Source organism: Rhizorhabdus wittichii, from assembly GCF_017607425.1.
In the GTDB taxonomy this organism is placed as follows: Bacteria; Pseudomonadota; Alphaproteobacteria; order Sphingomonadales; family Sphingomonadaceae; genus Rhizorhabdus; species Rhizorhabdus wittichii.
The window spans coordinates 5,625,607-5,645,610 of the sequence record NZ_CP059319.1 but is presented as its reverse complement, the minus strand read 5'-3'; the positions used below and the strand labels follow the sequence as shown (position 1 = coordinate 5,645,610).

Annotated in this window: 15 protein-coding genes and 1 pseudogene; 5 read left to right on the top strand and 11 right to left on the bottom strand. The window is 68.0% G+C overall.

Translation table 11 applies throughout. The features are described 5' to 3' along the window. Nucleotide 1: 1 nt before the first annotated feature. From HRJ34_RS26920 to mdh, 3 genes are all read right to left on the bottom strand, one after another. Complete coding sequence (locus HRJ34_RS26920) at nt 2-2,914, bottom strand: 2-oxoglutarate dehydrogenase E1 component (RefSeq protein ID WP_011952141.1); 2,913 nt, start codon at nt 2,912-2,914, stop codon at nt 2-4. 126 nt (nt 2,915-3,040) lie between these two features. After that, entirely contained in the window at nt 3,041-3,925 is an 885-nt protein-coding gene (gene sucD / locus HRJ34_RS26915; RefSeq protein WP_011952142.1) for a succinate--CoA ligase subunit alpha, read from the bottom strand. 51 nt (nt 3,926-3,976) lie between these two features. Next, on the bottom strand, nt 3,977-4,939 hold the full coding sequence (gene mdh, locus HRJ34_RS26910; RefSeq protein WP_011952143.1) for a malate dehydrogenase: 963 nt from the start codon (nt 4,937-4,939) through the stop codon (nt 3,977-3,979). A 263-nt stretch (nt 4,940-5,202) separates the two neighbouring features. Here mdh and HRJ34_RS26905 point away from each other — a divergent pair, with 263 nt between their 5' ends. Beyond that, nucleotides 5,203-8,172 (top strand): CHAT domain-containing tetratricopeptide repeat protein, encoded by a 2,970-nt coding sequence (locus HRJ34_RS26905; RefSeq protein WP_208632953.1) that lies wholly within the window; start codon nt 5,203-5,205, stop codon nt 8,170-8,172. Nucleotides 8,173-8,241: 69 nt separating this feature from the next. Here HRJ34_RS26905 and zapE read toward each other — a convergent pair whose 3' ends face one another. The 3 genes from zapE to HRJ34_RS26890 are packed head-to-tail and all read right to left on the bottom strand — an operon-like array spanning nt 8,242 to nt 10,611. Then, nucleotides 8,242-9,360: a cell division protein ZapE gene (gene zapE, locus HRJ34_RS26900; RefSeq protein ID WP_011952145.1), complete on the bottom strand. Its 1,119-nt coding sequence runs from the start codon at nt 9,358-9,360 to the stop codon at nt 8,242-8,244. Next, on the bottom strand, nt 9,357-9,806 hold the full coding sequence (locus tag HRJ34_RS26895) for a PaaI family thioesterase (protein WP_011952146.1): 450 nt from the start codon (nt 9,804-9,806) through the stop codon (nt 9,357-9,359). Before HRJ34_RS26895 ends, zapE begins: the two co-directional genes overlap by 4 nt. 19 nt (nt 9,807-9,825) lie before the next feature. Beyond that, nucleotides 9,826-10,611 (bottom strand): succinate dehydrogenase iron-sulfur subunit, encoded by a 786-nt coding sequence (locus tag HRJ34_RS26890; protein ID WP_011952147.1) that lies wholly within the window; start codon nt 10,609-10,611, stop codon nt 9,826-9,828. 119 nt (nt 10,612-10,730) lie between these two features. On the opposite strand from HRJ34_RS26890, the gene HRJ34_RS26885 reads away from it, so the two are divergent. Continuing rightward, nucleotides 10,731-12,257, top strand: a complete 1,527-nt coding sequence (locus tag HRJ34_RS26885) for a lipopolysaccharide biosynthesis protein (protein WP_011952148.1) — start codon at nt 10,731-10,733, stop codon at nt 12,255-12,257. On the opposite strand, the gene HRJ34_RS26880 is transcribed toward HRJ34_RS26885, so the two are convergent. Next, a complete protein-coding gene (locus HRJ34_RS26880) occupies nt 12,252-12,944 on the bottom strand; it encodes a hypothetical protein (RefSeq protein WP_208634432.1) in 693 nt (230 codons plus the stop codon). The genes HRJ34_RS26885 and HRJ34_RS26880 overlap by 6 nt on opposite strands. Here HRJ34_RS26880 and HRJ34_RS26875 point away from each other — a divergent pair. Both HRJ34_RS26875 and HRJ34_RS26870 read left to right on the top strand, forming a co-directional pair. Further along, on the top strand, nt 12,886-14,217 hold the full coding sequence (locus HRJ34_RS26875; protein WP_037505131.1) for a CDP-alcohol phosphatidyltransferase family protein: 1,332 nt from the start codon (nt 12,886-12,888) through the stop codon (nt 14,215-14,217). The genes HRJ34_RS26880 and HRJ34_RS26875 overlap by 59 nt on opposite strands. A 17-nt stretch (nt 14,218-14,234) precedes the next feature. Then, nucleotides 14,235-14,663 (top strand): annotated as a pseudogene (locus HRJ34_RS26870) (HIT family protein); the annotation flags it as partial. 377 nt (nt 14,664-15,040) lie between these two features. On the opposite strand, the gene HRJ34_RS26865 reads toward HRJ34_RS26870, so the two are convergent. The 4 genes from HRJ34_RS26865 to sdhC form a co-directional block, all read right to left on the bottom strand. Further along, nucleotides 15,041-15,781: a phosphocholine cytidylyltransferase family protein gene (locus tag HRJ34_RS26865; RefSeq protein ID WP_208632951.1), complete on the bottom strand. Its 741-nt coding sequence runs from the start codon at nt 15,779-15,781 to the stop codon at nt 15,041-15,043. Between the two features lie 104 nt (nt 15,782-15,885). Beyond that, complete coding sequence (sdhA, locus tag HRJ34_RS26860) at nt 15,886-17,673, bottom strand: succinate dehydrogenase flavoprotein subunit (RefSeq protein ID WP_011952153.1); 1,788 nt, start codon at nt 17,671-17,673, stop codon at nt 15,886-15,888. Next, nucleotides 17,673-18,062, bottom strand: a complete 390-nt coding sequence (gene sdhD / locus HRJ34_RS26855) for a succinate dehydrogenase, hydrophobic membrane anchor protein (RefSeq protein ID WP_011952154.1) — start codon at nt 18,060-18,062, stop codon at nt 17,673-17,675. Before sdhD ends, sdhA begins: the two co-directional genes overlap by 1 nt. Further along, on the bottom strand, nt 18,062-18,469 hold the full coding sequence (gene sdhC / locus HRJ34_RS26850) for a succinate dehydrogenase, cytochrome b556 subunit (RefSeq protein WP_011952155.1): 408 nt from the start codon (nt 18,467-18,469) through the stop codon (nt 18,062-18,064). The genes sdhD and sdhC overlap by 1 nt, the downstream gene beginning before the upstream one ends. 167 nt (nt 18,470-18,636) lie before the next feature. Here sdhC and HRJ34_RS26845 point away from each other — a divergent pair, with 167 nt between their 5' ends. After that, nucleotides 18,637-19,896: a methyl-accepting chemotaxis protein gene (locus HRJ34_RS26845; RefSeq protein WP_208632950.1), complete on the top strand. Its 1,260-nt coding sequence runs from the start codon at nt 18,637-18,639 to the stop codon at nt 19,894-19,896. Nucleotides 19,897-20,004: the final 108 nt, after the last annotated feature.

Sequence of the window (20,004 nt, the reverse complement as noted above, 5' to 3'; positions counted from 1 at the left end):
CTTACTTACCCTTCGCTTCGTGGCCGAGCGCGTCGGCAATCAGTGCCGCCTGCTGGACGGCGTGGTTACGGGCGAGGCCGGTGGCCGTCGCGGCGGCGGCCTTGCGGCCGGCATAGACGGCGCGGCGCGGCGTGCCGCCCACGTCGGTCAGGACCTTCTCGATATAGGGCTCGACGAAGGTCCAGGCGCCCTGGTTCTTCGGTTCCTCCTGCGCCCAGACCACGGTTTCGAGGTTGGGCATCCGGCCCAGGCGCGTGATCAGCGCATCGGCCGGGAAGGGATAGAGCTGCTCGAGCCGCAGGATCGTGGTGTTGGCGTCCCCGGCCGCGTCGCGCGCCTCGGCCAGCTCGTAGAAGAGCTTGCCCGAGACCAGCACCACCCGGCGGACGTCCTTGTCCTCCGGCGGATTGTGGTCGGGAAGGACGCGCTGGAACCGGCTTTCGCCCAGCATCTCCTCGGTCGTCGACACCGCCGACTTGTGACGGAGCAGCGACTTCGGCGTCATGATGATCAGCGGCTTGCGGAACTGGCGGACCATCTGCCGGCGCAGGATGTGGTAATAATTGGCCGGCGTCGTGCAGTTGGCGACCTGCATATTGTCCTCGGCGCAGAGCTGCAGATAGCGCTCCAGCCGGGCCGAGCTGTGCTCGGGCCCCTGCCCTTCATAGCCGTGCGGCAGCAGCATCACGAGGCCGTTGACGCGCAGCCACTTCGCCTCGCCCGACGAGATGAACTGGTCGATGATGACCTGCGCGCCGTTGGCGAAGTCGCCGAACTGGGCTTCCCACATGACCAGCGTGTTCGGCGCCGCCGACGCATAGCCATATTCGAAGCCGAGCACGCCGAATTCGGACAGCGGGCTGTCGAGCACCTGGAAGCGCCGGTCCATCGCCGAGAGCGGGATGTACTTGTGGCCGTCCTTCTGGTCGACCCAGACGGCGTGCCGCTGGCTGAAGGTGCCGCGGCCCGAATCCTGGCCCGACAGGCGGACGCCATAGCCGTCGCGCAGCAGCGAGCCGAAGGCGAGCGCCTCGGCGGTCGCCCAGTCGAAGCCGGCGCCCGACGCGAACATCTCCTTCTTCGCGTCGAGGATGCGGTTGAGCGTCTTGTGGATCGACAGCCCCTCGGGGACGGTGGTGAGCTGCCGGCCGAGATCCTCGAACAGCTCGGCCGAGATGCCGGTGACGGCGGCGCGGCGCTCGGTGATCGCCTCGCGCGGCTCGGCGAAGCCGGTCCAGTCGCCTTCGAACCAGTCGGCCTTGTTGACCTTGTAGCCCTTGCCCGCCTCGAACTCGGTTTCGAGATGGGCGACGAACTCGGCCTCGGCCTTGCCGGTCCATTCGGCGTCGATGACGCCTTCCTGCACCAGACGCGCGCTGTAGATCGCGCTGACCGGCGGATGCTTGCGGATCGCCTCGTACATCAGCGGCTGGGTGAAGCCCGGCTCGTCGCCTTCGTTGTGGCCGAAGCGGCGATAGCACCACATGTCGATCACGACGTCGCGCTTGAAGGTCTGGCGGAATTCGGTCGCCACCTTGCAGGCGAAGGTGACGGCCTCGGGATCGTCGCCGTTCACGTGCAGGATCGGCGCCTGCACCATCTTCGCGATGTCCGACGGATAGGGCGAGGAGCGCGCGAACTGCGGCGAGGTGGTGAAGCCCACCTGGTTGTTGATCACGAAATGGATCGTGCCGCCGGTGTTGTAGCCGCGCAGGCCGGAGAAGCCGAAGCACTCCATGATGATGCCCTGGCCCGCGAAGGCGGCGTCGCCGTGCAGCAGGATCGGCAGCACCTTCGACCGTTCGAGATCGTCGAGCTTGGTCTGCTTGGCGCGCGACTTGCCGAGCACCACCGGGTTGACGCATTCGAGGTGCGACGGGTTCGGCGCGAGGCTCAGGTGGACCTTGTTGCCGTCGAACTCGCGGTCGGTCGAGGTGCCGAGGTGATATTTGACGTCGCCCGATCCGCCGACGTCCTCCGGATTGGAGGAGCCGCCCGCGAACTCGTTGAAGATCGCGCGGTAGGGCTTCTCCATGACGTTGGAGAGGACGTTGAGGCGGCCGCGATGGGCCATGCCGATCACGACCTCGTTCACGCCATAGGCGCCGGAATATTTGATCACAGCCTCGAGCGCGGGGATCATCGATTCGCCGCCGTCGAGGCCGAAGCGCTTGGTGCCGACATATTTGCGGCCCAGGAACTTCTCCCACTGCTCGGAGTGGATCACCTTGTTGAGGATCGCCTTCTTGCCCTCGGGCGTGAAGCTGATCTCGGCATCCTTGCCTTCCATCCGCGCCTGGAGGAAGCGCCGCTCCTCCACGTCGCCGATGTGCATATATTCGACGCCGACATTGCCGCAGTAGTTCCTGCGGAGGATGGCGAGGATCTCGCGCGGGGTCGCCCAGTCGAGGCCCAGGAAGCCGGCGATGTAGACCTGCCGGTCCATGTCGGCCTCGGTGAAGCCGTGCCAGGCCGGGGTCAGGTCCTCCGTCTCCTCGCGCTGCGACAGGCCGAGCGGATCGAGATTGGCGAGCAGGTGGCCGCGCACCCGATAGGTGCGGATCAGCATGATCGCGCGGATCGAGTCGAGCGCGCGCTGCTCCACCTCGGCCGGCGTCGCGCCGGCAGCCGGCGCCGAAACGGCCGGCGCGGGTGCCCCACCGGCCTTGGCCGGCTTGGCGGGCACCTCCATCTGGGTGGGATCGAGCGCCGCGGTCAGCGCGTCGGTGCTGGTCGGCGGCCAGTTGGTGCGGGCCCAGCTCGGTCCCGAAACCCCCGCCTCGATGCCGGCGAAATAGTCCTGCCAGCTCGGCTCCACGCTCGACTTGTCCGAGCGATATTGACGATAAAGCGATTCAACGAAGGAAGCGCTAACTCCCTCCGGTCCGTCGAACTCGACGCCTTCGATGCCCATCTCACCATCCTTGTCTGCACCCACCCCGGGACTTAGGCCCGAAGCACAGCAACGTGGGTTGATACACTTGATGTACGTTAACCTGGCGTGAAACGCCGCCCCGCCGGATGGCGGGGCTGGTATTTTTTAACCCTTCAGAACCTCCGCCAGGGTCGTGCCGAGCTCCGAGGGGCTCGCCGCGACCTTGATGCCCGCCGCTTCCATGGCGGCGATCTTGTCTTCGGCGCCGCCCTGGCCGCCCGAGACGATCGCCCCGGCGTGGCCCATGCGGCGGCCCGGAGGCGCCGTGCGACCGGCAATGAAGCCCGCCATGGGCTTCTTGCGGCCGCGCTTCGCCTCGTCGCGCAGGAACTGCGCGGCTTCTTCCTCGGCCGACCCGCCGATCTCGCCGATCATGATGATCGACTTGGTCTCGTCGTCGGCCAGAAACAGTTCGAGCACGTCGATGAAGTTGGTCCCGTTGACCGGGTCACCGCCGATGCCGACCGCGGTGGTCTGGCCCAGGCCGATGGCCGAGGTCTGGAACACCGCTTCATAGGTAAGCGTCCCCGAGCGGGAAACAACGCCCACCGAGCCCTTCTGGAAGATCGAACCCGGCATGATGCCGATCTTGCACTCGTTCGGGGTCAGGACACCCGGGCAATTCGGTCCGATCAGGCGCGACTTGGAACCCTGCAGGGCACGCTTCACCCGGATCATGTCGATCACGGGAATGCCCTCGGTGATGCAGACGATGAGGGGAACCTCGGCGTCGATCGCCTCCAGGATCGAGTCGGCCGCGAAGGGCGGCGGAACGTAGATGACGCTGGCGTCAGCGCCGGTGGCGGCCACCGCCTCGTGGACGGTGTCGAAGTTCGGCAGGCCGATATGGGTGGTGCCACCCTTGCCCGGCGTGACGCCGCCGACCATTTGCGTACCGTAGGCGAGCGCCTGTTCGGTATGAAAGGTGCCGGTGTTGCCGGTCATACCCTGAGTGATGACCTTGGTATTCTTGTTGACCAGGATACTCATGTGCCTGTCGAACCTTCCTTTTTCCCTGGGGAGGGCGATTCCAATGCGGGTTTAGGCGAGCGAGCTGTCGATGCCCTTGCAGGCGACCAGCAGTTCCTTGACCGCATCGACCGAGACCTGGAGATTGGCCTTGGCCGAGTCCGACAGGTTGATCTCGACGATCTTCTCGACGCCGTTCGCGCCGATGATCACCGGAACGCCGACATAGAGGTCGTCGACGCCATATTCGCCGCTGAGATAGGCGGCGCAGGGCAGGACCCGCTTCTTGTCCTTCAGATAGCTCTCCGCCATCGCGATCGCCGAGGTGGCGGGCGCGTAGAAGGCCGAGCCGGTCTTGAGCAGGGCGACGATCTCGCCGCCGCCGCTGCGGGTGCGCTGGACGATCGCGTCGATGCGCTCCTGGGTCGACCAGCCCATCTTGATCAGGTCAGGGATCGGGATGCCGGCGACGGTCGAATATTCGACGACCGGGACCATGGTGTCGCCATGGCCGCCGAGCACGAAGGTGGTGACGTCCTGCACCGAGACGTTGAACTCCTCGGCGAGGAAGGTCGCGAAGCGCGCCGAGTCGAGAACGCCGGCCATGCCGACGACCTTGTTGTGCGGCAGGCCCGAGAATTCGCGCAGCGCCCACACCATCGCGTCGAGCGGGTTGGTGATGCAGATGACGAAGGCGTCGGGGGCGTTCGCCTTGATGCCCTCGCCGACCGACTTCATGACCTTCAGGTTGATGCCGAGCAGATCGTCGCGGCTCATGCCCGGCTTGCGGGCGACGCCGGCGGTGACGATGATGACGTCCGCGCCCGCGATGTCGGCATAGTCGTTGGTGCCCTTGAGCTTCGCGTCGAAGCCCTCGACGGGGCCGCACTGCGACAGGTCGAGCGCCTTGCCCTGCGGCACGCCTTCGACCACGTCGAACAGGACGACGTCGCCCAGCTCCTTCGAGGCCGCCAGATGCGCGAGCGTCCCACCGATATTGCCAGCACCGATCAACGCAATTTTAGTACGAGCCATCCGACTACTCCGACATGAAGATCGCATAGGAAGGCGCCCACGCGATCGCGGCCGCCAGAATTGCGACGCCCGCTTAGCCCTGTGATCCCGCCGGGGCAACCATTGCATATGCGAACAAGACAAGTTTTTTCGGATGACGGGAAAGCTGACGTTGCGGGCCCAGGCGAAGCCGGCGCTGTCATGAAGCCTTGCAGGACGGGCATCTGCCGGTTGCGGTTCGCGCGCCATCGGCTAGCATCGATCCGACAACGGGGGTTGGGGCAATGCGAAAACACGTCGTTCTGGCGGTGACGATGGCGATGGCGGGCGTTCTCGCGACATCGGCGCCCGCCTTGTCCGCAGCGCGGCCGGCCAGCGCCGCCGGCCCGTCGCCGGCCGAAAAGGCGCGGCTGGAGAAGATGCGCAAGGCCGCCGACGACCTGGACGAAGGCGCCGATCCGGCCGCCTATCGCAAGGCGTGGGAAGCGGTGCTGGCCTATGGCGAGACGCTCTATCCCGCCGGACACCCCGAGCTGGCCTGGCTGGAGGGCGAACTCGTCACCGCCGATTATCTGCAAGGCGACGTCACCGGCGCGCTCGCACGGGCCGAACGCCTGGGCGCGCGGCTCGAAGCCGGCGGCCCCGAATATCGCGACCGGCGGATGGAGCTGGCCAATGCCCAGGTCGTGATCCTGATGACGCTCAGCGACCATGATCGCGCGCGCAAGCTCGCCGCCCAGGTCCTCGAATGGCGGATCGCCAGGAGCGAGGGCAAGCCGAGCAGCAACGTCGCCGCGGCCTATTCCAACTACGCCAATGCGGAGTTCGAGTTCGGCAATTTCGACAAGGCGATCGAGCTGGTCCGCAAGGCGAATGCCGAGGACCGCCGGCACGAGACCATCCCGGTGAACGCCGCGCCGCGCTTCGCCAACCTGCCGGTCTTCCTCCTGCAGTCGGGCCGGCTGGAAGAGGCGATCGAGGAAGCGCGCGCGACACAGGCGACGCTGGAGGGCTTCATGCCCAAGGGCCATCCCTATCTGGCGACCAACCTCAATACCCTCGCCCGGATATTGCTCACGCTCGGTCGCCCGGCCGAGGCGGAGACGGTGTCGCGCAAGGCCGTGGACATCGCCGTGGCACGCTTCGGCCAGAGCCAGCAGGCGGTGAGCTATATGGTCACGGTCGCGCAGGCGCTGATCGCCCAGGGCAAGACCGACGAGGCGATCGCCACCGCGCGCCAGGCGGCGGACATCCTGACCAAGGGGATCGGCCCGGACGCCCAGCGCACGCTGATGGCGCGCGAAAGCTATGCCGATGCGATCGCCGCCTCGGGCGATCGCGAGCAGGCCATCGCGATCCTGCGCGAGGTGAACGCGACGCGCGACCGCAAGCTGCCGCCCTTCCACCGCGACCGCATCACCGGCCGCGACCAGCTCGCGATCTTCTCGTTCGAGCAGGGCGACATGGCGGCGGCGAAGACCGCCCAGACGGAGGCGCAGGCCCTGCGCCGCTCGACCTTCCCCGCCGAAGATATCGCCAACCTCACCGGCGAGGCGCGGCTGGGCGCGATCGAAGTGCATGGCGGCGACAAGGCGGGCGGGCTGAAACGCGTCGAGGCGGCGGCGGCGCTGCTCGACGAACGGCTCGCCCGGCTGCGTGCGGCCGGCACCCGGCGATCGGGCCTCGAGCTCGAGATTCGGGCCGCCTATGGCTGGGCGCTCGATGCGGCGGTGACCGCCGGCGACGAGGCGCTGGCCTTCCGCCTGGCCCAGCGGATGATGGAGAGCTCGGCGGGGCGCGCCGTGCAGGAGGAGGAAGCGCGATCGGTAGCCGGCGATCCGCAACTGGCCGAGCTCATCCGCGAGCGCCAGGACGCCGCGATCGAGCTCGAAGCCCTGCTCGACCGCCAGCTCCGCCTCGCGGGACGTGGCGCCGACGCGGCGACGATCGAAGCGGTGGCCGGCCAGCGCAAGGCGGCCGCCGTGCGGCTGGAACAGCGCACCGCCGCCCTGGCCGCCCGCGCGCCCCAACTCGTCGCGCCGGCGGGCTCGGAGCCGCTCACGCTCGAAAGCGTGCGCGAGGCGCTCCGATCCGACGAAGCATTGTTGATCGCCGGGGTGTCCGAAAGCCGCACCACCCTGTTCGCCATCACGCGGGATCGCGTGTCGATGGCCATGTCCCCGGCCACCGCGCAACAGATCGCGACACTGGTGACCAGGCTCCGCACGGGCATCAGCCCCCAGGCAGCGGCAGGGGCGGGACGAAGCTTCGCCCTCCGCGCCGCATCGCCGACCCGCGCCGCGATCTCGGATGACCGGACGGCAACGGGTTTCGATTTCGACGCCTCGGCACGACTGCACGACATCCTGTTTCCCGAGGCCATTCGGAGCACGATAGCGAACAGGTCCCGCCTGCTGGTCGCGGCCAATGCGAGCCTGACGACGCTTCCCCTCGCCGTGCTCGCGCCGCAACGGAGCGATCCGACCCTGCGCAATGCGCATTGGCTGATCCGGGACCATGTCCTCGTCACCCTGCCGTCCATCGCCAGCGTCACGTCCGCCCGCTCGACCGGCACCGGACGGAAGGTGCACAGCTTCTTCGCGGTCGGCGCGCCGGAGCTGGCGCCCGCGGGAACGGCCATGGCGTTCCGGTCGGCCGACATGGCCCGGCAGGTCCGGGACCTGCCCGCGCTGCCCGCCACGGAGCCCGAGCTTCGCACCGTCGGCCGCGCGCTCGCGGCGCCCGAGCAATCGATCCTCACCGGCAGCCGCGCGACCGAGCAGGCGATCCGCACCGCCGACCTGACGCGCACCAACGTCCTCGCCTTCGCCACCCACGGCCTGATGGCCGGCGATCTCGACGGGCTCGACGAGCCCGCGCTGGTGATGACCCCGGGCGGCTCCGACGACGGGCTGCTCACCGCCAGCGAGATCATGCGCCTGCGCCTGGCCGCGGACTGGGTGATCCTGTCCGCCTGCAACACGGCGGCCGGCGGCAGCGGTGACGACAGCGGCCTGGCCGGCATCGCCCGGGCCTTCCTCTATGCGGGGGGCCGCAACCTGCTGGCGTCGCACTGGGCCGTCCGCGACGATGCCGCGGCCTATCTCTCGGTCGGAACCGTCCGGAAATATGGACGCGGCGAAGACCCCGCGCGAGCGCTGCGCGAGGCGATGCTGCGGATGATCGACAAGCGGCCGTTCGAAGGAGCCGAGCAGCCGGTCAACTGGGCGCCCTTCGTCTTCGTCGGGCGTTAGACTGGCACGTCATGCCGGCGGAGACCGGCGTGACGAACAAAGGTGGACCCAAAACGAGTCCAACCGGGCCTATTCCTCCAAGCCGTGGCCGGCGGCGAGATAGTCCTGGCTGCGCATCTCCATCAGCCGCGAGACGGTGCGCTCGAACTCGAAGGCGCCGTCGCCGTCGGGATAGAGCGCCTCGGGCTCGGCGTCGGCGGCGGCCAGCAGCTTGACCTTATGTTCGTAGAGCGCGTCGATCAGCACCTTGAAGCGGGCCGCCTCGTTGCGCTTCTCGGGCGTCAGCAGGGGGATGCCGACGATGATCACGGTGTGATAGTTGCGCGCGATCGCCAGATAGTCGGCGGCGCCCCGCGCCTCGGCGCAGAGCCGCTTGAACGAGAAGACCGCGACGCCCTTCAGGCTCTTGGGCACGTGCAGGGTGCGCCCGCCCGGCACCGCGATGTCGGCGGTCGGGACGTGCGCGCGGTCCTCGGGCGGATAGTCGGTCAGCCGAAAGAAGGCCTCCGACACCGCCGCGGTCGCGGCCGGGCCGTTCGGCGCGTACCAGACCGGCATGCCGCCCAGCCGTTCGAGCCGATAGTCGGTCGGCCCGTTGAGCGACAGCACGTCGAGACGAGCCTCGATCAGGTCGATGAAGGGCAGGAAGAGCTGCCGGTTGAGCCCGTCCTTGTAGAGATCGCGCGGCGGCCGGTTGGAGGTCGTCACCACCGTCACCCCGGCGTCGACGATCAACCCGGTGAACAGCCGGCTGAGGATCGCCGCGTCGGCCATGTTGTTGACGACCATCTCGTCGAAGGCGAGCAGCTTCGCCTCGGCGGCGATCGCCTCGACCACCGGCGGGATCGGATCGCCCTTCTCCTTGGCGCGCTCGACCCGCAGCCGCTCGTGCACCTCGATCATGAACTCGTGGAAATGGACGCGCCGCTTCGCGCCGATCCGGACGCAGTCGTAGAACAGGTCCATCAGCATCGACTTGCCGCGGCCGACCCCGCCCCACATGTAGAGGCCGCGCACCGGCGGCGGCGCCTTGCGCAGCATCCGCCACAGCACGCTGCCCTTGGCCGGCTGCTCCTCCAGCGCCAGCGCCAGGGCGTTGAGCCGCTCGACGGTGGCGCGCTGGTCGGGATCCGGGCGCAGCTCGCCGGCGGCGACCAGCTCCTCGTAGCGGGCGACGACGCCGGTCATGACGCCGCCTTGCGGACGATCGCCATGAAGCTGGCGACCATGGCATCGCGCTGCTCGACCGTCCCGCGCAGGAAGATCATGCGCCCGGTCTCGCGGGTGACCTCGACGATCAGGTCGATCGGGTCGTCGATGTCGGCCGCGCCGGCGAACTGCGTGCTCAGCTCGACCGTGACGCCGCGCGGCGAGCGCGCATCGCCCAGCGCCAGCGGCGCGACGAACAGGCCGACGTCGATGAAGGTCAGCAGCGCGCCGCCATGGACCTTGTTGCCGAGATTGGCATGACGCTGCTGCGGGAACAGGCGCAGCAGCGCCCGGTCGCCGTCGCGGCGCACGGCGAGGTCGCCGAGCACCGCGTTGAAGCGATCCTGCGCCTTGATCTCCCACCGGGACCAGCCCGGCATGTCGGGGTGCGGACCGAAGCGGTAGAGGTCCGTGTCTATTTCCACGACGACGCGATGAACCGGATCAGAGCTGCCGCTCGACCACCATCTTCTTGATCTCGCCGATCGCCTTGGCCGGGCTCAGGCCCTTGGGGCAGACATTGGCGCAGTTCATGATCGTGTGGCAGCGATAGAGACGGAACGGATCCTCGAGCTCGTCGAGCCGCTCGCCGGTCATCTCGTCGCGGCTGTCGGCCAGCCAGCGATAGGCCTGGAGCAGGATCGCCGGGCCGAGGAACTTGTCGCTGTTCCACCAGTAGCTCGGGCACGAGGTCGAGCAGCAGGCGCACAGGATGCACTCGTAGAGGCCGTCGAGCTTGTTGCGGTCGTCGGGCGACTGCAACCGCTCCTTGCCCGAAGGGGCCGGGGTGACGGTCTTCAGCCAGGGCTGGATCGACGCATATTGCGCATAGAAATGCGTGAAGTCCGGAACGAGGTCCTTGATCACGTCCATGTGCGGCAGCGGGGTGATGCGGACCTCGCCCTTGCAGTCCTCGATCGCGGTGGTGCAGGCGAGGCCGTTCTTGCCGTTCATGTTCATCGAGCAGGAACCGCAGATGCCCTCGCGGCACGAGCGGCGGAAGGTGACCGACGGGTCCTGCTCGCTCTTGATCTTGATCAGCGCGTCGAGGACCATCGGGCCGCATTCGGCGAGGTCGACCTCGAACGTGTCGTAGCGCGGATTCTCGCCGCTGTCGGGATCGTAGCGATAGATCTTGAAGGACTTCACGTCCTTCGCGTCGGGGGCCGCCTTGTGGACCTTGCCGTTCTTCTTGATCTTGCTGTTCTTCGGAAGCGCGAACTCGGCCATGACTCGATCCCCCTGCTTGGTTGGATGCCGCGATAGCGAATGAATTCGCACGGCTCAACACCTGAGCGCATCTGTATAGCATCCCTTGAACCGCCAAGGGGATAAACTAAAGCAGGCGCATGTCGTCCGCCGCCCCTCCCGAGCTCCCGCCCGGATCGCGCCAGGTCGCCAAGGGCGCCGGCACCGCGCTGCTGGCGCGGGCCGGCGGCGTCATCGAGATCGTCTCCCAGCCGCTCTATGTCTGGCTGTTCGGCCTGCCGACCTACGGCCTCTACATGGTGCTGTGGTCGGCGGTGAACCTGATCGAGAACATCGCCGACATGGGGATGACCAGTGCGCTGCAGCGCGTCGTGCCGCAGGCGCGAGACGATGCCGAACGCGCCGCCGCGCTGCGCCAGGCGATGCTGCTCGGCCTCGGGCCCTGCATCCTCATCGCCCTGCTCGTCAGCCTCGGCGCGCACCGGATCGCCGAGGTGGTCAACGTCGCCGCCAAGGATCGCGACGAACTGGCGACCGGCATCGCGATCTTCGCCTGGGCCCTCCCCTTCTGGGCCTATGTCGAGATCGCGACCTCCGCGCTGCGCGCGCGCAAGGCGTTCGGGCCGGAGATCCGCCTGAGGGTGATGTGGGAACAGATCCTCCGCATGATCGCCGCGACGCTGCTCGCGGCGCTCGGCGCCGGCACGCTCGGCCTGCTGATCGCGCATCTCTGCTCGCTGGCGATCACCTGCGTCTTCTCGACCCGGCTGCTCGCCCGCTATTACCGGCTCGACCTCGTGCTGCGCGGGGCCGGGCCGTCGATGCGGGCGAAGACCTTCTACGCCGGCATCTCGGTGCTGCCGTCGAACATCGTCAACCGGCTGTTCAGCGACGCGCCGCCGCTGATCCTCAACCTGATCATCCCGGGCGCCGCCGGGGCCAGCGCCGCCGGCCTGTTCGCGATCGCGCGCAAGATCGCCAGCGGCGTCCAGCTCATCCGCCAGGCCTTCTCCTATGTGATGGCGCCGCTCGCCTCCGAAGCGGTGCGCCACGACATCCGCCACGTCGCCGAGATCTACGGCTTCGCCACCCGGCTCACCATCGTCGTCGCGACGCCGGTGGTCTGCACCATCGCCGGCGGCGGCCGGGCGCTGCTCGCGCTGTTCGGCAGCGGCGCGCAGGCCGCCTATCTGGCGCTCGCGCTGCTCACCTTCACCCGGCTGATCGAGGCGGTGGCGGGCCAGGCCTCGGCGATCCAGTCGGTGATCAGCCGCTATCATCATCCGCTGGTCGGCAGCGCGATCGGGCTGGCCGTGTCGCTGGCGCTCGGCGCGCTGCTGCTGCCGCAGGGCGGGATGGACGGCATGGCGATCGCGGTGTCGGCGGGCATCGCGGTATCGGTGCTGACCCCGATGGTCCAGCTCTGGCACCACCAGCACCTCCATCCCTTCGCCCCGCCCTTCGCCCGCGCCGCGGCGGTGGCGGCAGCGGTCGGCGCGGTGATCTTCCTGCTCTCCGAACTGCTCGGGCCGCTCCACCATGTCGTCCGCATCGCGATCGGCGCGGTGCTGCTGGTTGCCGGCATCTGGGTCTCGGGCCGCTTCGGCCTCAGCCATGACGACAAGCTGGCACTGGGCAAGACGGCGCGGAAGCTGCGGCTGCTATAGCTCCGGATCGGGCCGCGACGCCCGCGCCCGCAGGATAGCCTCGACCATTGCATGGTCGGAGGGCTTGTCGACGTCGATGCAAGCCTCGGCATAGGGCAGCAGGACGGCCTTCGCGGTCAGGCCCAGCCGCCGCCCCACCCGCGCGACCGCGCCGCCGAGGGTCAGCATCCGGAGCGCGATCATCAGCGACAGGCCCACGCCGAAGGCGCCGAGCACCGCGCGCGCCTTCTTGCGCTGCTGCTCGACGCGCCGCCAGATGGCAAGCACCTCGAGCGCCTCCGGGCTGCCGAGCCAGAACAGGTTGGCGCCCGAATAGGCGCCGCCGCGAAACGGCAGCCAGGTGCGGCGATTGCCGGGATAGGCAGCCTCCAGCACCTTCCTCTCGACCAGCGCCACGGCGATGTCGGCTCCCTCGGCGCCGACCTTGAACCGGTCGATCATCGCGTCGTCGAGCAGGACGTTGTCGGCGGTGGCCAGCAGGAAGGGATAGGCCTGCGGCATCGACCGCAGCGTGCCGGCGATCGCCTCGACGATCGAGGCGCCGCTGTCGCGCACCGTCACCCGCTCCTCGTCGCGCAGCCAGCGGGTCGCCGGATCGTCGAGCAGGGCGTCGGCCTGCTGGGCGAGGATGACGATGCGCCTGACGTCCGGACGGGCGGCGAGCGTGCTGCCGACCCAGGCGAGCATCGGCTGGCCGGCCACGTCGATCAACGCCTTGAACGGCTGGCCAAAATGCTCCGCCAGCGGGTCGCCGCCGGGGCGCTGGCCGGCCAGCAGGATCACGGTAAAAGCCGAATTGATCATCATCGTGCCTTGCCAGCCTAGGGCCGCGTCGGCAAGGAACGCCGACGTCAACTCTCATATGGTGATCATGAACATCAGTAGTGTACCCGGCGTCCGATCGATCGGAACCAACCCGACGCCGATCTGGGGCATGTCCAGTACCGAACGGCTGCGGCGCATGGCCGCCGCCCAGAAGCTGCGGTATCGCGAGGAAAGCAACGGCCCCGTCCTGCTGGTCTCGGCCAGCCATGTGTTCGAACCCGCCTGGCTGAAATTCATGGTCGACCGGCCGGGCCAGGTGCTGACCCTCGACGGCGAGAAGGTGATCGCCCATCTCACCTCCGACACGGGCGGCGGCTTTCCCGACGGCCTCGACGAGGTGCGGGTCGAGGACAACCGCGTCTTCTACAACGCCGCGCTGCGCAAGCGCGAGGAACCGGTGATCGCGAAGCTCGAGCCCGGCACTGCCAAGGCGATCGAGCGCAAGACCTATTTCGGCGCCTATAAGGGCGTCACCGACATCCTCACCAAATATCTGTGGCCCGAATGGGCGCTGGTGCTGACCCGCCTGGCCGCGAAGATCGGCATGTCGCCCAACCAGGTGACGGCGATCGGCGCGGCGCTGTGCGTCCTCGCCACCTGGCTGTTCTGGATCGGCGAATATGGCTGGGGCATGGCAGCGGGGCTGGTCTTCATGGTGCTCGACACCGTCGACGGCAAGCTCGCCCGCTGCACCATCACCTCCAGCGCGTGGGGCAACGTCTTCGACCATGGCGTCGACCTGGTCCATCCGCCCTTCTGGTGGTGGGCCTGGGGCGTCGGCCTGTCGCATTGGGGATTGGCCTATACCCATCTCGAATTCACCCTGGTGATGATCGCGATCGTCGGCGGCTATGTCGTCCAGCGCGCGATCGAGGGCGCGTTCATCCGCCGCTTCAACGGCATGCACATCCATGTCTGGGAGAAGATCGACAGCGACTTCCGCCTGATCACCGCGCGGCGCAACCCGAACATGGTGATCCTGTTCGTCGCCACGCTGTTCGGGCGGCCCGACCTCGGCCTTATCGCCGTGGCGGTGTGGACCGTGCTATCCTGCCTGTTCCATGCGGTCCGGCTGGCCCAGGCGCTGCGCCGTCGCAAGCGCGGGGTGAAGGTCCGGTCCTGGCTGACGGTGTGACGCGATAGGAGGACGGAATGGCGAACGCGACGATCGAGAAATTCGGCTGGCCCGCGACGCTGGTCCGCGATTATCGCCATTGGGTCGTCCTGCTGCGTCCGGCCCAGCCGACGCTCGGCTCGCTCGTCCTCGCCGCCAAGTCGGACGCCACCGCGTTCGGCGACCTGCCGGCCGAGGCCCATGCCGAGCTGAAGACCGTCACCGCCGAGATCGAGGCGGCGCTGAAGCTGGCGATCGACTATCGGAAGCTCAACTATCTGATGCTGATGATGGTCGACCCGCACGTCCATTTCCACGTCATCCCCCGCCATGAGGGCGAACGCGAGCATGACGGTCTCTCGATCACCGACGCCGGCTGGCCCGGTCCGCCCGCGCTGGGCCAGGCCGTCGCGCTGTCGGACGGGCAGGTCGCGGCGATGGCCGGCTGGCTCAAGGGGCTGATGGCGAACGGACGGAGCGCGGCCGCCCTCGCCAAGGGCAGCCCGGCGCAGGAGCAGATCCGCAACGGCGCGCCCAATCCGGTCCGCGACGCGGGGCCCGACGCGATCCGCGACGAGGACGGCAAGGACTGGGACGTCGTCGACGAAAGCTCCGACGAGTCCTTTCCCGCCAGCGATCCGCCGAACTATTCGCGGCCGAAGAAGAACTGAGGCGCCGATTCGCTGCCGTCACCCTGAACTCGGGCTGGAGAGAGCGATTTTCCTGTCGTCATCCCGGACTTGATCCGGGATCCAGAAACGCAACGCTGAGGCTTCATCTCGACGGAGCGGCAATGGATCCTGACTTTCGTCAGGATGACGCGCGTTGACGGCCGAAGGAATCCCTACGTCCCGGCCGCCCACCCCTCGGTCAGCGCCCGCGCGATCGGCAGGTCCTCGGGGAAGTCGACCTCGGCCCAGGACAGCCCCTCGATCGAGACGGTGCCGACGACGCCGCTCGGCGCCAGCGCGTGGATCGCCTTGAGATACCAGTTGAGCACGCCTTCGGGGGTGCGCATCATCGCCTCGACCTGGTCGCGGAAGATGCGGGGTCCGTCGCCCTTGAAGGCGAGCATGCCGATCGACTCGGCATTGGTCTCATGCGGTTCGAGCCGCTTGCCGATCTGGAGCAGCCGGTCGCCGTCGCGCTGCACCTTCATGTCGTCGAGGTCGTAATCGTCCTTCACGTCGATCGTCACGATGATCGGCGCGGCCGCGCCGGCGATCAGCCGGCCGACGATGGCGGGCGAGACGAGCGTGTCGCCGTTGAGGATGATGAAATCCTGGTCCATCTCCTCGCGCACGATCCAGCACGAGCCGAGATTGTCGGCGACCTTGTAGAAGGGATTGAAGCGGGTACGGATGGCGACGCCCGGATGCCCGATCCCGGCCAGCGCCGCCGCCAGCTTCTCGTCGCGGAAGCCGGTGACCACCGCGATCTCGGTGATGCCGTTGGCGACCAGCGCCTCGATCTGCCAAGCGATCAGGCTCTTGCCCGCGAAATCGATGAGGCATTTGGGCTGGTCGGCGGTCAGCGGCAGCAGCCGCGATCCCTGTCCGGCCGAAAGGATGATGGCTTTCTTCATGAAGGCGGCCCCCTAAGCGGGAATTGCGGCGAGATGATGAAAAGCCGGCCCAAAGAAAAGGGGGCCGAAGCCCCCTTTTCCCGAACCGTTCCCGATGGCGGCGATCAGTAAACGCGCGCCTTCGGCTTGATATATTCGACGTCGTCGGTGAGCGTGTAATCGTGCACCGGGCGATAATCGATCTTCACCTCGCCCTTGTCGAACCAGGTGATGGTGTGCTTCATCCAGTTCGCATCGTCGCGATCGGGATAATCCTCGTGCATGTGCGCGCCGCGGCTTTCCTTGCGGTTCGCGGCCGAATGCATCGTCACCACCGCCTGCGGCAGCATGTTGTCGAGCTCGAGCGTCTCGATCAGGTCCGTGTTGAAGATCAGCGACCGGTCGGTGATGCCGATATCGTCGAGGCGGGTATAGACCTTGTCGATCTTCCCCTGGCCTTCGCCGAGCAGCTCGGAATCGCGGAACACGGCGCAGTGCTTCTGCATCGTGTGCTGCATGTCGAGGCGGATCTGCGCGGTCGGGGTGCCGCCCTTGGCGTTGCGGTAATGGTCGAGCCGGCCGAGCGCCTTCTCGTCGGCTTCCTTGTTGATCCCGCCATGCTTGCTGTTCGGCTTGACCAGCTCCGCCAGGCGGAAGCCGGTCGCGCGGCCGAACACGACGAGGTCGATCAGCGAGTTGGAGCCGAGGCGGTTGGCGCCGTGGACCGACACGCAGGCCGCCTCGCCCACCGCGAACAGGCCGGGGACGACCGCGTCCGGGTTGCCGTCCTTCAGGGTGACGACCTCGCCATGATAGTTACAGGGGACGCCGCCCATATTGTAGTGGACGGTCGGCGTCACCGGCAGCGGCTGGCGGGTCAGGTCGACGCCGGCGAAGATCTTGCCGGTCTCGGTGATGCCGGGCAGCCGCTCCGCCAGCACCTTGGGATCGATATGATCGAGGTGCAGGTAGATATAGTCGCCGTTCTTGCCGACGCCGCGGCCCTCGCGCATCTCCATCGCCATCGAACGCGACACGACGTCGCGGCTGGCGAGGTCCTTCGCCGACGGGGCATAGCGCTCCATGAAGCGCTCGCCCTGCGAGTTGGTGAGATAGCCGCCCTCGCCGCGCGCGCCCTCGGTGATGAGGACGCCCGCGCCGTAGATGCCGGTCGGGTGGAACTGCACGAACTCCATGTCCTGGAGCGGAAGGCCGGCGCGCAGCACCATGCCGCCGCCGTCGCCGGTGCAGGTGTGCGCCGAGGTCGCGGAGAAATAGGTGCGGCCCGAACCGCCCGTCGCCAGCACCACCGCCTGGCTGCGGAAGCGATGGATCGAGCCGTCCTCCATGCAGAGCGCGATCACGCCCTTGCACGCGCCGTCCTCCATGATCAGGTCGAGCGCGAAATATTCGATGTAGAAGTCCGCATCGTACTTCAGGCTCTGCTGATAGAGCGCGTGAAGCATCGCGTGGCCGGTGCGGTCCGCGGCGGCGCAGGTGCGCTGCACGGGCGGGCCGGCGCCCATGTTCTGCATGTGGCCGCCGAACGGGCGCTGGTAGATCTTGCCCTCTTCGGTGCGGCTGAACGGCACGCCCGCATGTTCGAGCTCGATCACCGCGGCCGGCGCCTCGCGCACCATATATTCGATGGCGTCCTGGTCGCCGAGCCAGTCCGACCCCTTGACGGTGTCGTACATGTGCCAGGTCCAGTGATCCGGGCCCATATTGCCGAGCGAGGCGGCGATGCCGCCCTGCGCCGCGACGGTGTGGCTGCGGGTCGGGAAGACCTTGGTGATGCAGGCCGTCTTGAGGCCGGCGCCCGCCGCGCCCATGGTGGCGCGAAGGCCGGAGCCGCCCGCGCCCACGACCACCGCGTCATAGAGGTGGTCGACGATCTTATATGCCTCGGACATTAGGCCGAAACTCCCCCGAAGGCGATCTTGAGGATCGAGAAGATCGCCAGCGCGGCGCCTGCGATCGTGTAGAGGTTGAGCAGCAGCAGGGAGAAGACCTTGCCGGCATCCTCATGGACATAGTCCTCGAGGACGACCTGGAGGCCCAGCCGCATGTGGTAGAAGACCGAGACGGTCAGCAGGACCAGCGGCACCGCCACGATCGGCGAGCCGATCCACTGCACCACCACGTCGTGCCCGAGGTTGGGCAAGCGGAACAGCGAGACGACGAACCAGGTGGCGAGCAGCAGGTTGCCCGCCGCCGTCACCCGCTGGCGCCACCAGTGCATCGCGCCATGCTTGGCCGAGCCGAGGCCGCGGACGCGGCCGATTCCGGTTCCGTTACCCATCAGTGCGCTCCCTTCGAAAGCGAGAGCAGGATCGGGACCCAGATCAGCAGCGTGACCAGCACCGAACCGACCATCGTCGCGATCGATCCCGTCTTGTTGATCTTCAGTTCATAGCCCGCGCCGATGTCGAGCACGAAGTGCCGCAAGCCCGAGAAGAGATGCTGGAAGAAGGACCAGGTCAGTCCGATCGCGACCAGATAGCCGAACCAGGACGTGGCGACCTTATAGAAGGTCGCATAGGCGTCGGGCCCGCTCGCGGCCGCCACCAGCCACCAGACGAAAGCCAGACCTGCCACGATCGCGAGTCCCACGCCGGTCGCCCGGTGCAGGATCGACACGGCCATGTGCGGACCCCATTTCCAGATAGTGAGGTGCGGCGAAAGCGGACGCCCCGGATTGCGCGACATGATGCCCTCCCTCTGTCGTCGGCGCCCGTCTTAGACGATGCGCCGCACCATGCAAGGCGCTTTGGAGCCCCCGGCACAGCGAATTTCGGTCACTCTAAACGGCCTGTTTACCAACGCCCCCCTATGAATCGCCCCAATTGGCGAAAGAGTGCGAGGCGCAGATACCCATGATGAACGGTCAGGACGTGGAATCGATCGGTCTCAGCGATCAGGAGATCAGCCGGAAACTGGCGCTCTACGATCGTTCGGCGGACCTCGACGCGCGACTCAGGGCGATCGCTGCCCGGCTCGGCGGCGACGGGCTCGACGCCCGCTGGCAGGCGCTGCTGACCGAGGGCGTGACGCCCGCCGGCCTGCGCGCCTATGCCGACCAGGCGGCCACCCAGGCGGCGCGCGGCGGCGGCGCGGGCGAGGTCGCCCGCAAGACCCGCGAGGCGGTCACCCATCTGTGCGGCGAGATCGCCCGGCGCTTCGCCGAGGACCCCGACTTCGTCGGCCGGAGCTGCGAGGCCCTGGTCGCGGTCCATGCGATCCATTTCGACCTGGCCTTCGCCGTCGCCGGCGCCCAGGATCGGGCGTCGCAGCATCAGGGGCTCGCCGACGAGGGCCGCGCCTTCCGCACCAACATCTCCGAAACGCTGGGCCGCGCGCTCGACGATTCCCGTGGCCTGCGCCAGCGCACCGGCCAGACCTCCCAATCGGCCCGCGGCATGCTGGGCAAGACGTCCGAGGTCGCCGCCGCCGCCGAGCAGTCGGCGCTGGCGATGCGCGAGGCCGCCCACACCGCCGCCGGCCTGATCCGCGCGATCGAGGAAAGCCGCGCCGAGGTCGAGGTCGCCGCGCAGATCGCCACCCGCGCCGCCGACCGGTCGATCCACGCCGTGGCGATCTCCGAGGTGCTGTCGGACCATGCCCAGGCGATCGAGTCGATCCTCGGCCTGATCCGCGACATCGCGGGGCAGACCAACCTGCTCGCGCTCAACGCGACGATCGAGGCCGCCCGCGCCGGCGACGCCGGGCGCGGCTTCGCGGTGGTCGCGCAGGAGGTGAAGAGCCTCGCCAGCCAGACCGCGCGCGCGACCGACGACATCGCCGCCAAGATCGCCGCGATCCAAGCCGCGACCCGCCAGACGGTGGAGGCCAACGGCGCGATCCGCGACATCGTCGGCGAGGTCCAGACCTCGGCCGAGCGCATCCGCACGACGATGGAGTCGCAGGCGCAGACCGTCACCATGATCACCGCCGCGGTCGACGAGACCGCGCTCGCCGCCGACTCGATGTCGACCACCATCTCCGCGATCCGCGCCGACACCGAGAATGTCGCGGGCGAGATCGACCATCTCGAAGCCGGCTTCCGTCGCGTCGACGGCGAGCTTTCGAAGCTGGAGACGATCACGGGAGACTTCGTCAGCCGCATAGCCGCCTGACATTTCCACAGGAGCGGGTAAACGCTTTCGCGCTTCGTTTCCCATGATCGTCATTCCCGCGAAGGCGGGAATCCATTGGGTCGGTTGACCGACCCCCTGAAGGTTCGG

Bases quoted from the DNA above. Each gene is read 5' to 3' on its own strand.
- sdhA (WP_011952153.1), bottom strand. From the start codon at position 17,673: ATGTCCGAGGCATATAAGATCGTCGACCACCTCTATGACGCGGTGGTC.
- HRJ34_RS26905 (WP_208632953.1), top strand. From the start codon at position 5,203: ATGCGAAAACACGTCGTTCTGGCGGTGACGATGGCGATGGCGGGCGTT.
- HRJ34_RS26885 (WP_011952148.1), top strand. From the start codon at position 10,731: ATGTCGTCCGCCGCCCCTCCCGAGCTCCCGCCCGGATCGCGCCAGGTC.
- sucD (WP_011952142.1), bottom strand. From the start codon at position 3,925: ATGAGTATCCTGGTCAACAAGAATACCAAGGTCATCACTCAGGGTATG.
- sdhC (WP_011952155.1), bottom strand. From the start codon at position 18,469: ATGTCGCGCAATCCGGGGCGTCCGCTTTCGCCGCACCTCACTATCTGG.
- HRJ34_RS26845 (WP_208632950.1), top strand. From the start codon at position 18,637: ATGATGAACGGTCAGGACGTGGAATCGATCGGTCTCAGCGATCAGGAG.
- sdhD (WP_011952154.1), bottom strand. From the start codon at position 18,062: ATGGGTAACGGAACCGGAATCGGCCGCGTCCGCGGCCTCGGCTCGGCC.
- HRJ34_RS26875 (WP_037505131.1), top strand. From the start codon at position 12,886: ATGACGATGCGCCTGACGTCCGGACGGGCGGCGAGCGTGCTGCCGACC.
- HRJ34_RS26920 (WP_011952141.1), bottom strand. From the start codon at position 2,914: ATGGGCATCGAAGGCGTCGAGTTCGACGGACCGGAGGGAGTTAGCGCT.
- HRJ34_RS26890 (WP_011952147.1), bottom strand. From the start codon at position 10,611: ATGGCCGAGTTCGCGCTTCCGAAGAACAGCAAGATCAAGAAGAACGGC.
- mdh (WP_011952143.1), bottom strand. From the start codon at position 4,939: ATGGCTCGTACTAAAATTGCGTTGATCGGTGCTGGCAATATCGGTGGG.
- HRJ34_RS26880 (WP_208634432.1), bottom strand. From the start codon at position 12,944: ATGCTCGCCTGGGTCGGCAGCACGCTCGCCGCCCGTCCGGACGTCAGG.
- HRJ34_RS26865 (WP_208632951.1), bottom strand. From the start codon at position 15,781: ATGAAGAAAGCCATCATCCTTTCGGCCGGACAGGGATCGCGGCTGCTG.
- zapE (WP_011952145.1), bottom strand. From the start codon at position 9,360: ATGACCGGCGTCGTCGCCCGCTACGAGGAGCTGGTCGCCGCCGGCGAG.